The 15,119-nt window shown below is 34.6% G+C and carries 14 protein-coding genes; 1 reads left to right on the forward strand and 13 read right to left on the reverse strand.

Translation table 11 applies throughout. The features are described 5' to 3' along the window. Window positions 1-4: 4 nt before the first annotated feature. From MHB47_RS11040 to MHB47_RS11070, 7 genes are all read right to left on the reverse strand, one after another. On the reverse strand, window positions 5-547 hold the full coding sequence (locus MHB47_RS11040; protein WP_069819156.1) for a flavodoxin family protein: 543 nt from the start codon (window positions 545-547) through the stop codon (window positions 5-7). A gap of 263 nt (window positions 548-810) precedes the next feature. Further along, window positions 811-1,746: an aldo/keto reductase gene (locus MHB47_RS11045; RefSeq protein WP_340756676.1), complete on the reverse strand. Its 936-nt coding sequence runs from the start codon at window positions 1,744-1,746 to the stop codon at window positions 811-813. Between the two features lie 452 nt (window positions 1,747-2,198). Beyond that, window positions 2,199-2,540, reverse strand: coding sequence for a DUF1450 domain-containing protein (locus MHB47_RS11050; RefSeq protein WP_002508430.1), 342 nt, complete (start codon window positions 2,538-2,540; stop codon window positions 2,199-2,201). Between the two features lie 244 nt (window positions 2,541-2,784). Next, window positions 2,785-3,753, reverse strand: a complete 969-nt coding sequence (locus tag MHB47_RS11055) for a sugar phosphate isomerase/epimerase family protein (RefSeq protein ID WP_056935326.1) — start codon at window positions 3,751-3,753, stop codon at window positions 2,785-2,787. Between the two features lie 30 nt (window positions 3,754-3,783). Further along, window positions 3,784-4,821: a Gfo/Idh/MocA family protein gene (locus MHB47_RS11060; protein WP_340757320.1), complete on the reverse strand. Its 1,038-nt coding sequence runs from the start codon at window positions 4,819-4,821 to the stop codon at window positions 3,784-3,786. Between the two features lie 28 nt (window positions 4,822-4,849). Then, window positions 4,850-5,566, reverse strand: a complete 717-nt coding sequence (locus MHB47_RS11065; protein ID WP_340756680.1) for a ThuA domain-containing protein — start codon at window positions 5,564-5,566, stop codon at window positions 4,850-4,852. 18 nt (window positions 5,567-5,584) lie between these two features. Beyond that, window positions 5,585-6,667, reverse strand: a complete 1,083-nt coding sequence (locus tag MHB47_RS11070) for a Gfo/Idh/MocA family protein (protein ID WP_340756682.1) — start codon at window positions 6,665-6,667, stop codon at window positions 5,585-5,587. A gap of 229 nt (window positions 6,668-6,896) precedes the next feature. On the opposite strand from MHB47_RS11070, the gene MHB47_RS11075 reads away from it, so the two are divergent. Beyond that, the gene (locus MHB47_RS11075; RefSeq protein WP_002508435.1) at window positions 6,897-7,646 is read left to right on the forward strand and encodes a MurR/RpiR family transcriptional regulator; all 750 of its coding nucleotides are present in this window, start codon (window positions 6,897-6,899) and stop codon (window positions 7,644-7,646) included. A 67-nt stretch (window positions 7,647-7,713) separates the two neighbouring features. Here MHB47_RS11075 and MHB47_RS11080 read toward each other — a convergent pair whose 3' ends face one another. The 6 genes from MHB47_RS11080 to pta all read right to left on the reverse strand — a co-directional run bounded on the left by MHB47_RS11080 (window position 7,714) and on the right by pta (window position 15,069). Further along, window positions 7,714-9,318, reverse strand: coding sequence for an alpha-glucoside-specific PTS transporter subunit IIBC (locus tag MHB47_RS11080; RefSeq protein ID WP_340756683.1), 1,605 nt, complete (start codon window positions 9,316-9,318; stop codon window positions 7,714-7,716). Window positions 9,319-9,646: 328 nt separating this feature from the next. Next, window positions 9,647-10,723 carry a phosphomevalonate kinase gene (locus MHB47_RS11085; protein WP_021339586.1) on the reverse strand — a complete coding sequence of 359 codons (1,077 nt, stop codon included), beginning with the start codon at window positions 10,721-10,723 and terminating at the stop codon, window positions 9,647-9,649. 12 nt (window positions 10,724-10,735) lie between these two features. Beyond that, the gene (mvaD, locus tag MHB47_RS11090) at window positions 10,736-11,719 is read right to left on the reverse strand and encodes a diphosphomevalonate decarboxylase (RefSeq protein ID WP_340756686.1); all 984 of its coding nucleotides are present in this window, start codon (window positions 11,717-11,719) and stop codon (window positions 10,736-10,738) included. Window positions 11,720-11,724: 5 nt separating this feature from the next. Next, window positions 11,725-12,648, reverse strand: coding sequence for a mevalonate kinase (mvk, locus tag MHB47_RS11095; RefSeq protein ID WP_340756688.1), 924 nt, complete (start codon window positions 12,646-12,648; stop codon window positions 11,725-11,727). A 598-nt stretch (window positions 12,649-13,246) separates the two neighbouring features. Beyond that, entirely contained in the window at window positions 13,247-14,083 is an 837-nt protein-coding gene (locus MHB47_RS11100) for a lipoate--protein ligase family protein (protein ID WP_340756690.1), read from the reverse strand. Then, window positions 14,083-15,069 (reverse strand): phosphate acetyltransferase, encoded by a 987-nt coding sequence (gene pta / locus MHB47_RS11105; RefSeq protein ID WP_340756692.1) that lies wholly within the window; start codon window positions 15,067-15,069, stop codon window positions 14,083-14,085. Before pta ends, MHB47_RS11100 begins: the two co-directional genes overlap by 1 nt. Between the last annotated feature and the right edge of the window lie 50 nt (window positions 15,070-15,119).

The raw sequence follows: 15,119 nt of genomic DNA on the forward strand, positions 1-15,119 counted from the left end.
ATATTTACTTTTGGCCTAATGTTTGTTGCCATTCTTGTGCACGTTTTAATGCATAAACGTCCTTTTCAATATCGCCTGGCTTTTCAGCAGTACCAATAATATAACCTGATAACGTTGCGCCAATAAATTCCAAGCTATATTTCACTTGTGTGATACATGGCTTTCCTTTAACTTTCGGGAAATCTCCACCAACGATGACTAATCTAAAATCTTTTTTCGCCATTTCTTCTTTAAAATTTTTATAATTTGGATCCATTAATGTTTCAGACCAATGATCGAAAAATGCTTTTACTGATGCCGATAAACTGTACCAATACACCGGCGAAGCAATAATAATCGTCTCACTCGCTAATACTTTATCAATAATCTCTTTATAATCATCATTATATGATTCTATTACCTTATTATCATGTCTTACATCTCTAACTGGATTTAATTGATATTGTGTTAAATCTATCCATTCGTAGTCGTATCCTGCTATGGCCGCTTTAGTTAAATGAGCAGTGTTTCCCTCTGGTCGACTGCCCCCGAATAAAACTGTGATCATAATAATCTCCTTCTACTACTAAATTAATAATATATCTGTTGAGCTTTATAATTATACATTTTGACTATTTAGGTAAACTTAATTAATAATCCTACACTAAATAATGAAATTATTAAACAGAAAAATGAAAATACATTAATAAATTAAATTGTTTGCTCAAAAATAGTACTTTTCTAACATACTATTTATCTATATTTTTAGGTTTAAAGTTTATAAATATAAAAAGTAGATAAACACTACATGGTTCATCTACTTTAATGTTATTATTCTATTGGAAATAACTGTTCTATTTTTTCGATTTCCTCATTTGTTAATTTAAAATCAAGGGTTATTAAATTATCCACGACTTGGTTTGGTCGTTTGGCGCCCGGAATAATAACATCTAATGATGGTTTAGTAAGATAATACGATAATACAACATGTACTACATCTACTCTATGATTATCAGCAATCACTCTGAGTTGATCTACTTTTTCTAAGTTTTCTTGATATCTTTCACCTTGAAACTCTGGATTTTCAGCACGAAGATCATCAAACTTCGTGTTCTCTGTATATTTACCAGCTAATAAACCTGATACTAATGGGAAATATGGAATAAATGTAATATTATTTTCTGAAGTATATTCTAAAATCGCCTCATTTTTACGATTCAATAAATTATATTCCATTTGAACGACATCTACGTATCCATCTTTATTCGCTTCTTTTAATTGTTCTAAGCTGAAATTCGAAACGCCAATTGCTTTTATTTTGCCTTCGTCTTTTAATTCTTTTAAAGCTGCTACGGCTTCATTTTTAGGTGTTGATTCATCTGGAAAATGAATATAATACAAATCAATATAATCTAATTGTAGACGTTTTAAACTTTGTGCCACTTGCTCTTTTAAGAATTGCGGATCATTCGAGATTTGTACATTTCCGTCTTCATCAAAATAATGTGCACCCTTCGTAGCTATCGCAAATTCTTCTCTCGTAAATTCTTTTACTGTCTCCCCGACAAGTTCTTCTGAACGTTCAGGTCCATAGATAAATGCCGTATCTAATAAATTAATATCATTTCTAATTGCTGTACGTACAGTTTCTTTCCCTTGTTCTTCATCTAAATTATTATAAAAGTTATGACCACCTACTGCGTTCGTTCCTAAAGCAATGGGTGATACTTTAACATCTGATTTACCTAATTGTACTTTTTCCGCCAAACTTCTTCAGCTCCTTATATTAAATATGAATCGCGTATTTTAAAATACGATTTCTATATTTATGCTCGTTAGCCTCGCAATATTATTGAACAACTTTTGCACGTCTTAATAAATCAATAGCTAAAAACCGGTGTGCAAAGAACCATTAAAATTTAATTGTTTCACTAACTTCATAATTTGTATTTACCCTTTTCAGTTCATTTTATATGTGTTTTCATAAATAAATTGTATTTTTTGACCATTTCATTACTTTTATCAACAAATAAACCAAATATAATACTATCTTTATAAAATTTATCATGATAATTCTAATATATTAAATAAATTGCTTGGATCAGAACAACACTAATTGCTATAAAAAACACAAAAACAGCAGTGCAACTTAAATTTATAAGTCTCACCACTGCTGATTCACTTTCAAATATTATCAATATAAACATTGCATCTATATGTTATTTCGCACTTTTTCGCTGTGCGAGTTTCTCTTTCAATTTTCTATCTTGTTCTTCTTTACGGCGTTTACGCAACTCATTACGCTGTCTCAAGCGCTCTTCTTCTTCTGGATCTCTTGGTTTTTGTAACTGTTTCATTACTTTTTCCATGAGTTCTTCTTCTGTTAGTGCAGCCAGCGGACGGTTATTAACAAACGCAAATGTTTTTCGTCTGCCTGGCCCACAATAGGATTGACAGCCAATCTCTATTTCAGCTTCAGGGTCTAATTTCGTCAACTTTTTTTCTAATGATTTACAATCCACGCCCTGACAATCATCACAAATCAGAAACTTATTTTGCAACTACACCCTCACCTTTCTAGTAATATACAGACTCAAAAATCCTATGCTAATTTAATATGTATATGTGCATGCATTCACATTTTTTGCATTTACAACTCTAATTATTTTACTCTTTTTAGTAAAAATTTCAAGTTTTTAATTATATTGTTTTCCTATTATGACTTGATTCAAGTTGTCTTATAAATAAAAAAGTGAACTTAGTATATGCTTTTATATTCGCATACTAAGTTCACTTCATCGACTTTTAAGTCCACCATAAATCTGGTGCAGGATTTTCTATATTTACTGATTTCAAATTATTTACTGCTTTAGTAAAACCTTCTTCAATCGACATAATCGGATCTTCATGTTCGATACTTACGACATAATCATAGCCATTGATTCTCAATGCGCTAATGATTTCTCCCCATACTTGTGGGTTATGACCATAGCCTACAGTTCTAAATGTCCAAGCACGCGTTTGTACATTACCATAAGGTTGCATATCCGTTAAACCATACATATTTACATTTTCTTGATCAATGTATGTATCTTTAGCGTGAAAATGGTGAATTGCATTTTCACGACCTAAAATTTTAATTGCAGCAACTGGATCGATACCTTGCCACCACAAATGACTAGGGTCTAAGTTAGCACCAATCGCATCATTTGTCGCTGCTCTTAATTTCAACAATGTATAAGGGGTATGTACTAAAAATCCCGCATGTAGTTCAATTGCGATTTTGACACCTTGTTCTTTTGCGTAATCTGCTGCTTTTTTCCAATATGGAATTAGTTTTTCTTCCCATTGCCATTCTAATATTTCAGAATAGGCTGTTGGCCATGGCGTTACTGGCCAATTAGGATATTTTGCTGTTTCATCCGAACCAGCCACACCTGAAAAAGTATTAACCACTGGCACATTTAATAAAGCCGCTAATTTTATTGTTTTAAACAAAGTATCATGCGCATCTTGGGCATGATCTTGATTTGGTGAAATTGGATTATTGTGACAGCTAAAAGCACTAATGCCTAAACCACGTTGATGTATTTTTTCTAAATATTCAGCTCTTTTACTTTCATCTTCTAATAATTCATCTAAAGGGCAAAATTGATTACCTGGATTACCTCCAGTACCTAATTCAACCATATCAACACCTGCATCGGCTACATAGTCCAACATTTCTTCAAAAGTCTTATCTTGAAATAATACTGAGAACACACCAATTTTCATAAATTAAACCCTCCTTAAAATTTTAAAACATTACAATCGAATACTATGTCCTTCTGTGCTGCTTTGATATATCGCATCTATTAATATATTAATTTTTTGCGCTTGTTCAGGTTGTACGACTAACGCTTCATGCCCTAGACAACTGTTCACAAAATTAAGTGCTTGTCTCTGAGCTGCAATTTCTTCATCATGTGCTGCATCGGCTTGTTCTGTAAAAAACGTGCCAAACCGTGGTTGGTATATTTCAAAGGGATATAAACTTATGCCACCGTCCACACCTGAAATACTTATATGTTTTGTATCTTCTTTAATATTTGCTGACCAGGAACATTCAAATTGCATCGTTGAATGATCTTCAAAAGTAATGAAGCTCGTGACATGATCATCTACATCAAACGTTTCATGATCAAATTCTCCCCAATCATTGATTTGATTCGGCGTTTTGCTTAGTCTGTTATATGTTTTACCTATGACTTCAACGGGTTCAACATCTTTTAATAACCATAATGACAAATCTAACAAATGACATCCGTAATCGATCAGACTACCGCCACCTTGCAATGTTTTATTCGTAAACACACCCCAACCTGGCACTTTTCTTCTACGTAAGGCTTGTACACGTGTGACAAGCGCATCACCAACCACGCCCTCATCCACAGCATTTTTTGCGGTAATCGCAGCATCCGTAAATCGATAATGATAGCCTATAGCCAATAATTTGTCAGCACGCATAGCAGCTTTAACCATCTGTTCGCATTCTAATTGATTCATCGCCATCGGTTTTTCACAAAACACATGGACACCCGCTTCTAAAGCCGCAATAGAAATTTCTGCATGGAATTTATTTGGAGTGCAAATAGCTACGGCATCAACCTTTTCAAACATAGCTTCATAACTTTCAAACACTGTACCAATTGCGAATCTATCCGCTACTGTTTTTGCCAGTGTTTGATTGACGTCTTGCACTGCCACAATTTCAGCAAGATGACTTAAATTTTGAAATGCAGGAATATGTCTGCCTTGCGCAATACCACCACAACCAATAATCCCGATTTTCAATTTTTCCACATTCTCCATAGTAATCAAACTCCCAACCCTATTTTTCTTTTATTTCTTCTAACGGTTGAGCATTGCCATATTGATGTTTCGGTGTATTGGAATTACATGCCCATTTCACACCATTTTTGATGACTTGTTGGATGTTGGCATTATAATATGTCGGATAACTTTCATGGCCTGGTCTGAAATAGAATATTTTGCCATTACCCCTTTTAAAAGTTGCTCCGCTTCTAAAGACCTCTCCGCCTTCAAACCAGCTAATAAAGACTGTTTCATCAGGTGCTGGAATATCAAAATGCTCTCCGTACATTTCTTCTTTTTCTAATTCAAAATATGAATCTAAGCCTTCAGTAATCGGATGTGTTGGATCAACTACCCATAACCTTTCTTTTTCATCTGCTTCTCTCCACTTAAGGTCACAAGTGGTACCCATTAAGTTTTTGAATATTTTCGAGAAATGTCCAGAATGTAACACAACAAGCCCCATGCCATCTAATACACATTGTTTCACCTTTTCGACAATGACATCATCGACTTCATCATGAGCTTTATGCCCCCACCAAACTAATACATCTGTGTTTGCTAATACATCATCTGTTAGGCCATGTTCAGGTTCGTCTAGTGTTGCTGTCTTAACTTGGTGTTCAGCCTCTAGAAAAGAAGCTAGTGCTTTATGAATGCCTTCTGGATAAATTTTCTTTACTTCAGCACTTTCTTGTTCATGACGAAATTCATTCCAAATTGTAATATTCAATAGTAAGCTCCCCTTTGATTAATGTTTATTTAAGTATACCGCTTTTCCTGTTTTTGCAGATTCATATATCGCTTCTAATATTTGAGTCACTACAAATGCTTCTTTCGGTTTTACGACTGGCTCAGTATCATGAATAATATTATTTATCCAAGCACGTGCTTCTTCTTCAGCTTCATCGATTTTTTCACTTTCATAAAAATCAACACCTGCATTATCTACTTCAATTTGAGATGTATATAAAGTGCCGAATGATTCACCATGGATGCGCAAACCATCTTTCATATCTGCGCCACCATGCGTACCTGACAATGCACATTTCGCTTCATCCACGTCTAATGAATTGAGTGCCCAACTAGATTCTAAGATAATCGTTGCGCCATTACGCATCTTAATAAAGCCAAACGCTGAGTCTTCAACAGTAAATTTATCTGGATCCCATGGTCCCCAAGCATTTGCCGCATTTTCTTGTTTACCTAATTTATGAAAAGTAGATCCCATAACAGACTCTGGCTCGTAATTATCCATCATCCATAATGTTAAATCTAAGGCATGTGTACCAATATCAATTAATGGTCCGCCTCCTTGTTTCTCTTCATCTAGGAACACACCCCATGTAGGAACTGCACGACGTCGAATTGCTTGTGCTTTACTATAATAAATATCTCCTAAGTCTCCACGTTGCGTCACCTTCCGTAGATGTTGACTATCTGCTCTAAATCTATTTTGATAACCAATTGTTAATTTTTTATTATTTCGCTCCGCTGCATCAATCATTTCGCGTGCTTCGTCTGAAGTTTTAGCCATGGGTTTCTCACACATTACATGTTTACCCGCATTTAATGCTGCTACTGTAATATCCTTATGTGTATTATTCGGCGTACACACATGTATGACTTCTATAGATTTATCTTCGAGTAACTGTTTGTAATCTTCATATATTGCCGCATTGTCTATACCATATGTTTCCGCTGCAGATTCAGCTTTCGCTATGTCTATATCGCAAAAAGCGACCATAGTTGCTTCTGAAATTTTTTCTAAACTTGGCAAATGCTTACCATTAGCTATGCCACCGCATCCAATTATTCCAATTTTCACATTCATAAGACTCATCCCTTTATATTAAATTTATCCAACCTTTAAAGTAACCGCTTACAAAATTTCGTATTACATTTACGCTTTATTTCTTTTAAAAGCTTAATACTTAGTTTCATATTAAAATACAATATTAAAAATACCAATAAATTTGACGTATTTAGATTTTATATATTAACATTAGAATATATTTTCAAATTTCGGAAAATTTTCCAATGAATAGGTGGAATCTGCACATATGGTACTTGATCATCTTATAAATAAACACTTTGAAGAATTAACTGAAAATGATTTACATATCATCAATATCATACGTCAAAATATGGATGACATGTCAGCTATGAAAATTCATGATTTAAGTAAATTGACGCATACTTCCATCTCAACGATTCATAGACTCGTTAAAAAAATGGGGTTTGAAGGCTATAGCAACTTTAAGTTTTACTTGAAAATGGAAAACAACACGCAACCATCACATTTAGCAAACACTGATCCGATTGTCGAAGATGTGCAAAGAACCGTAGAACACCTTGAAATGTTCGACTATAAACTTTTAAACCGTTTATTAGAAGATGCACCTTTCGTCTATATATTCGGTACAGGCATGGCTCAGCAAAATGTGGCTCGGGAAGCCCAACGTCATATGCTTTCTATCTCTAAACGCTCTATTGTAGTTAATGATGAAAATGAATTGCGCTTAGCAATAGATCAAATGTCTCCAGAAGATTTACTTTTCATCATCTCTCTATCTGGTGAAACTAAAAATTTAAAAGAACCTATTCAACTCATTAAATCACGTGAATTGCATTACGTCTCTATCACAACACTACATGACAATTATATTGCCAAAAATGCAGCATTCAATATTTACGTCAACAGTGCGCCAATGCAATTTTTTAATAATACGGAATATTACAGTTTCACTCCATATTATGTGGTTTTTGATTTTATCGCTAGAACATATCACAACTATAAAATTTCCAAATAATGATACAAATTATATGATGTAAAGCAACGATAGTGGTTGGTTTTACATCATATTTAATTTTGTAGCCTTACGCATCGTGCTTAATAATTTGCTCTGCCGCTTCTCTCACTTGTGGAACTGAAAGCCCTACGATGACTTGCACGTTTTTACCACTTTTCACAAGACCATGAGCACCACCTACTGTTTTAAAATAATCAGCTTCTTCTACTTTTTCAGAATCTTTAACAGTCACACGTAATCTAGTTGCACAATTCGTTATATCAGCAATATTTTCAGTACCACCCAAGCCTTCTAAATAAATCGCAGCTTTTGTTTCATATTCATTTTTATCACTATTTTTTTTATTTTTATTTTCCTTATAATCATGCTTCGTATAAAGCTTAGCATCTATATCATCATCCTTCTCTCTACCTGGCATAGGTATATCCATTTTTAGGATGATAAATCTGAATAAATAATAATAAATGAATATGAATATAATACCTATAATAAATTGAGCAACGTAAGTCCCCCAATGAGAACCAAATAGTGGAATCCAATTGGTTGCTGCAATTTCAATGAAGCCACCACCTAAATTACCTACGAGACCAAACCCATGCATAATTGTTACCATTGTTGCTCCGAGAATAGCGTGAATTAAAAATAGGAACGGCGCTATAAAGATAAACGTAAATTCTAAAGGTTCTGTGATACCTGCAAACACTGCCGTTAAAGTAGCGGCTAATAATAATGCCCCAACTTCTTTCTTTTTATGTGCTTTTGCCGTTGAATATATCGCAAGTGCTATACCAATTGAACCGAACATTTTAATATTACCTTGTAATAAAAATCCACCACCAGGGAAAATTTCTTTTAGTGGTTTTGTTGTTTGCGAATACTCAGTTAAATGAGAAATCCAGTATGATTTGATGCCACCATCGACCACTGCCGGTCCATATTCAAATGGTGTATATATGAAATGATGTAACCCTGTCGGAATTAAAATTCGTTCTAAAAAGTGGAAGAGCCATACGCCCACATAACTTGATGAAGCTAAAAATACTTGTAACGAAGCAATCCACCCTTGAACAATAGGCCATCCCCAACTTGTTAAAAAAGCTAAAGGTATCATAGCAAAAAATGCAATCATGACAACAAACGGCGAACCTTGGAATATTCCTAAAGACTCTGGCAATTTCTTATCATAATATCGATTATGTAACCAAATCGCGATGCCTGAGATGATGAGTGCACCGATAATATTTGTATCTAACGTTTTAATACCTGCGAGTTCCGTAATACCTGTGACTTCTCCAGCATCGCCCTTAAAGTCCACGCCAAAAGCAGGTCCCCATGTCGTTAATATGCTATTTATAAAATAATTAAACATCATATAAGTTACTACCGAAGACATTACTGCATGACCAGCTGATTTTTTAGCTAGTGAAATAGGTAAGCCGATAACGAAAATAAGTTCTATATTTTCAAATACAGTCCATCCACCATTTTCAATTAATGACCATATTTGAAACCATAAACCATTAGGATCAGCTAGCTGACCCATAATCGCCTCGTTTTTAAACAGTGTAGCTATACCAATAATAATCCCGAAAAATGGAAATAGTAATACTGGAACAATCATTGCGCCACCAAATCTACGAATTGCATCTCCAAACTTACGTCCGAAATTCATAATAATCACCCTTCTATCACCGCATTATTGTAAGCGCTTTCTTAAGATGATCGTATGCTTTAATCTCAATGAGTTCAATAACATTTGTACATTTAGACAATTGATTTCTACAACTGAATTTATTTCCATTAAGAGGTAAATTTTCCATAGAGTGATTTAGATGTATTCTGACTAACGACTGCGTATTATGAGTTGATTAGCAATGATTGATGGGTTTGGTTTATGGGTCTGGTTGATTCGCAGTTTACTTTTATTCAATTTCAGCAAAAAAAAGACAGTAATGAGCAGGACATATATTTATGCCTCAGCTTCATACTGTTCATTTTCATTATTGACCGTGATATATATTAAACTCCAAAGGTTTTACTTCATTTTCTGACCATTCATCGTAAATGCGTTGTTTATTAATACCTTTATTGATTATCGTGATGCCACAATCTCCACCGCCTGCACCTGATGTTTTGGCAGCACCGCCATATTTTTCAGCTACAGAACACAACACTTTTAAATGCGCAGTTTCAATATCAACTGTCGCTTCTTTATCCATAGATTGAATAATTTCACGGTTGATGCGAATCATTTGTTGCACGCCTTTAATATGATTCGTTTTAAAAGCATGTATCAACTTCTCAACACATAAATGAGAGCGTTCCAAGAATTTACCATAAAAGGTAGGGTCTGATTTCAAGCGTTTCACTTCACTCACTAAATGGTGTGATGAAGCTGGTGAGCCAGTCCAACCTATAAGCACTTCCATATTCTCTGGTGGCTGTAATGGTTCGATATGAAGTCCTGGCCAGTTTTTATTCAATACATCATTGACTGACGTATCTTCGATTTGCTGTGATACCCATTCATGATCAAACGTACTATAAGCTAACCAGCCAGTATAAACACTAACAGCAATATCACCACAAGAACTTAAACTCTGTAACTTCATATTTGCAATAACTGCAAGTTTGTAAATATATAAATTAGATAAATGCATACCATAAAATTCATTCAAAGCTTTAACCACTGATACCAAGACAGCTGCACTAGAACCTAAACCATATTTATGCCCATTTGTATCGTCTAAATTACTATCAATTGTTAAATTGAAATGTTTTAAAGGCATATTATTACTTCTTACAAATTGTTCAAAGATTTCAATTGCTGTGATGACATACTTCAATTGTTTAGCCGCATTTAAATCTGAAACTACAATTTTATCTTCACGTCTTTGAAATGTGACTGGTTCATGATGTAAAGTCTTAGAATGTATCGTGCCTTGAGTTGCGTTTGAATCTTCAATAGAAGCAGTTACAAAGCGATCTACTGCGATTAATATTGATTTATATCCAGGTTCGACAACTGCGTATTCACCTGCAATGTATAGCTTCCCTGGTGCTTTAACTTGAATCATTTTATCTCTTCCTTACTCAATAATTTCTACGCCTGTACGTGTAATGTCGCTCGCAATGATTTGGTCTTCTTTAAACGATTTATGTAATGCATCAATAACCGCTTGTTTATTTTTCTTTTCTACTAAAATTTTAACATTAGGGCCTGCGTCCATCGTAAAGTAACAAGGATGACCCGCCTTACGACATTGGTCTACGATGTCCATCACTAAGTAACTGTCATCGACCATATAAGTGAACGGCGGTTGAGCACCTAAGTTTGTTGCATGCATGCGTAAACCATTGGCTTCAATCACTTCCCCTAATTGTTTAAAATCTTTTTGATTTATTGCATGTTTAACTGACGCTATGTCCTCATCCACATGGTCTAACCAATATTGATAAAAACGTGATGTATCACGTGTAAGTGACATACCGGCACGACTTGAAACTTTTTTCGATTTATTATTAATGACTACAAATATCATTGCTAAATCGTCTTCCCAATTATCTGCTTCAACAGGAAAACTGTACGATGTCTCATCATCATACCCTTTTTCCCATTCTACAAAACCGCCATAGATACTTCTAGAAGCTGATCCTGAGCCCCTACGTGCCAATCTAGATAACGCTTTGCCTGTTAAACCAAGATTCAAAGCTGCATCACAAGCTGCTGCTAATGCCGCATAAGCACTTGCTGAAGATGCTAATCCTGCTGCTGTAGGGACATAATTATCACTTTCAATATAGGCAAACATTGAGGTTTGACTTAAGTCGCGGAACACATCCATAAAACGGTGTATCTTAGCCGCTTCTGCGTCATTTACTACTTGACCATTCAAAATAAGCGTATCTTTAGTATAGCTTTCATCAAATGTCACTTTAGTTTCAGTATAAAAGCGATCTAATGTAACCGACAAACTATTATTCATCGGAATAATATAAGTTTCATCAGCTTTACCCCAATATTTTATTAGCGCAATATTTGTATGTGCACGTGCTTTACCACTATTAACCAACGTCATTAACCTCCTAAATATTCAATCCATGTGTGATGTGCGCCTAAGTCTTGCGCACTTTCAACAATTTTCTCAGCCACTTCTATGGTTGAAGCAAGTACAATCATACTACCACCGCGACCGCCGCCAGTTAATTTTCCAGCAATGGCGCCTTGTTGTTTACTTGCCTCAAGTAATGTTTCAATTTTATTATGGCTTACCGTTAATGTACGTAAGCTTTCTTGACACAAATTAAAGATAGAGGCTAATTTTTCGAAGTTATGATGCTCTATAGAGTCACTTGCTTCATATACAAGTTGACCAATATGTTTCACATGTTCTAAGTACGTACTATCTTCTTTACATAAATTATGTACATCTTCAACTGCTTGTTTCGTAGAGCCGAGTACGCCAGTATCAATAACAATCATGTAACCATTCAATTCTAATGGCTTTAATGTCGTTACTTTACCTTGCTTAAACCATACTGGCTTATTCGATACAATCGTTTGTGTATCAATGCCACTTGGTTTACCGTGTGCAATACGTTCCGCCCAATTAGCTTCTTCTATCAACAACTCATCAGATAATGGTTTGTTGAGGTAATCGAAACTTGCACGCACAAAAGCAACCGCCATTGCAGCACTTGAGCCTAGTCCTCTAGATGGTGGTAAGTTTGTATCAATCGAAACTTTTATAGGTGTTTGGATTTCATATTTTTCTACAAAACGAGTTATTACTGCCTTTAAATGTTCAGGTGCATTAATTAACTCACCTTCATATACATCACTTTTAATACATGAAGAAAGAGGTTCTTCTATAGATTCTATTTTCGCTCTCACTTTCCCGGTCGTAAATGGAATCGCTATTGCTGGCTCGCCAAATGTAACAGCATGTTCACCAATTAATATTACTTTTCCATTCGCTTCCCCATATCCTTGTTGTGTCATATTCTCAATCACCTTTAGTATTTTCTTTAGTTTTATATTTTAAGTAAGCTACACATTACAGACAACACTGATTTTAATCATTTCAGAACACCACAATGCATTCTGCTTGAAATTTCCCAGGAAATTCCGTGTTTTAAAGTCTCGTTGTTAGCCAATCTAATATGTCTTTTATCATTATTAATTTGAAAAGACTGCTCGTATTCTATAGGAAAATACTCAACCTTAACTAATTTTACACACATTATTATACATTATCTCATAAATTTTATATTATGCCATACAACTCTAGTCATAGTTACTTGGTTTATTTTTAATTAAATAACAGAAAGTGCTTTTTCAAAAGTTAATACCTGCTACTAATTATAATCAATACTTTTCCATTATAAAACTCTATAGTCTTATATTCAAAAAGTTAACATGATTTTACGGAAATTTATTTAAATTAGTTAGTTTTAAACTACACTTTTCCTATATTACTTATTTAGTTTCTATAATTCAACAATTAGAAAGATTTATGTCACTATTTTTATATTAACTCTAAAAAAGACCAGAGCCGTTACTTTAATAAAAAAGTACCGTTTCTGGCCTTAATAATGATTTAATCCATTGCTTGATTCATCTTGGCGTTACGTTCAATCATTTTTTCAAAATAACCTTCATAGCGTTGCCATTCATCATCTGTTATAGGTTCCATATTTAATCGTCCACCTAAATCTTTAAGCGCGTATAATAACTTAAACATTACGTCTTGAACAGTGATTTCTTTGCCTAATAATGACTCTAATGACGCCATGCATTGTGGATCTATATTTGGATAAGTAAATTTTGTTTCTTCATCCTTTAACGCGCGTTTATAAAAAGACTTCATCATATCGGCGCGTTCACTGCCATCACCTTCTACACAAAGATATACTTGTACAGCAATGCCGCCACGTACTCGCCTTTGTGAAATGCCTGCAAATTTTCGTCCATTAATACTTAAATCAAATTTCCCTGGACAATATGAACGTTCAATTTCGTGTGTTTCAATCTCTACGTCTTCATCTTCAAACATTTTTGAAACCAATAAATACATTACTGTAAAAGCTTCGTCTATTGTAATGTCATGTTTACCTTTAAATAGGAGAGAAATATTGAGTATACCTTGGTCTAAGACTACACCTAGGCCACCTGAATTTCTAACAATCGCATTATAGCCACGTTCTTCAGTAAGATAACGAATACCATCTTGTAAAAAAGGTAGGCGTGAATCATGGATACCTAAAATGACTGTATGTTGGTGTATCCAAGTACGTACAACATTACATGATAAATCTTTGCCAACACTTTCTGAAAATGTATCATCGAATGCAAATGATTGCATAGGCGCTAACCCAGAAGAATGGTCAATATAACGCCAATCTATATCATTAAAATATTTGCTTGCTAAATCCATTATTGTAATGTTTGCGCAGCAGTAATGATTGATAAGTTATACACGTCTTCTGTTGAACAACCACGCGATAAATCATTCACTGGAGAATTAAGTCCTTGTAGTACTGGACCTACTGCATCAAAACCGCCTAAACGTTGTGCAATTTTGTATCCAATATTACCCGCTTCTAAACTTGGGAAGATAAATACATTAGCATTACCTTGTATTTTTGCGTCTGGTGCTTTTTTCTTAGCAACTTCAGGTACGATTGCTGCGTCAAATTGGAATTCACCATCTACAACAACATCTTCAATATTGTCAGTTTCAATTTTCTCTTGCGCTAAGTTCACTGCATTTGCTACTTTTTCAACATCGTCTGATTTTGCAGAGCCTTTTGTTGAAAAACTTAACATTGCTACACGCGGTGTCATGTCAAAGCTTTTAGCAGTTTTTGCACTCTCTACTGCAATTTCAGCTAAGTCTTGTGCTTCAAGTGTTGGATTGATTGCGCAATCGCCGAAGATATATTGTTCTTCTCCTTTAATCATAAAGAAAACGCCAGATGTTTTTGAAACACCAGGTTTCGTTTTAATAATTTGTAACGCTGGGCGAACTGTATCGCCTGTAGAATGTGCTGCACCGCTAACTAGTCCTTCAGCTTCACCAGTATAAACAAGCATTGTACCAAAGTAGTTTACATTTTTTAGCATTTCTTGTGCTTGTTCTTCAGTCGCTTTACCTTTACGGCGTTCAACGAAAGCAGTCACTAATTCTTGTTTCAATTCACTTGTTTCTGGATCGATAACCTCAATGTTAGTAATATCTAATCCTTTATCATTAGCTAAAGTCTTCACATTAGCTTCATTACCTAATACTACTGGTGTAACATATTCCGTATTTTGTAATTGTGTTGCTGCTGTTAATACGCGTTCATCTTCACCCTCAGGTAATACGATTCTCACATTTTTTCCTGAAAGTTTTTCTTGTAATACATCTAATAAAGACATAGGGGCCTCCTCGAAATTTAAATCTATTTATTTACACTATATAGTATACG

Origin of the sequence: Staphylococcus sp. FSL K6-3157 (assembly GCF_038005145.1) — a bacterium.
In the GTDB taxonomy this organism is placed as follows: domain Bacteria; phylum Bacillota; class Bacilli; order Staphylococcales; family Staphylococcaceae; genus Staphylococcus; species Staphylococcus equorum.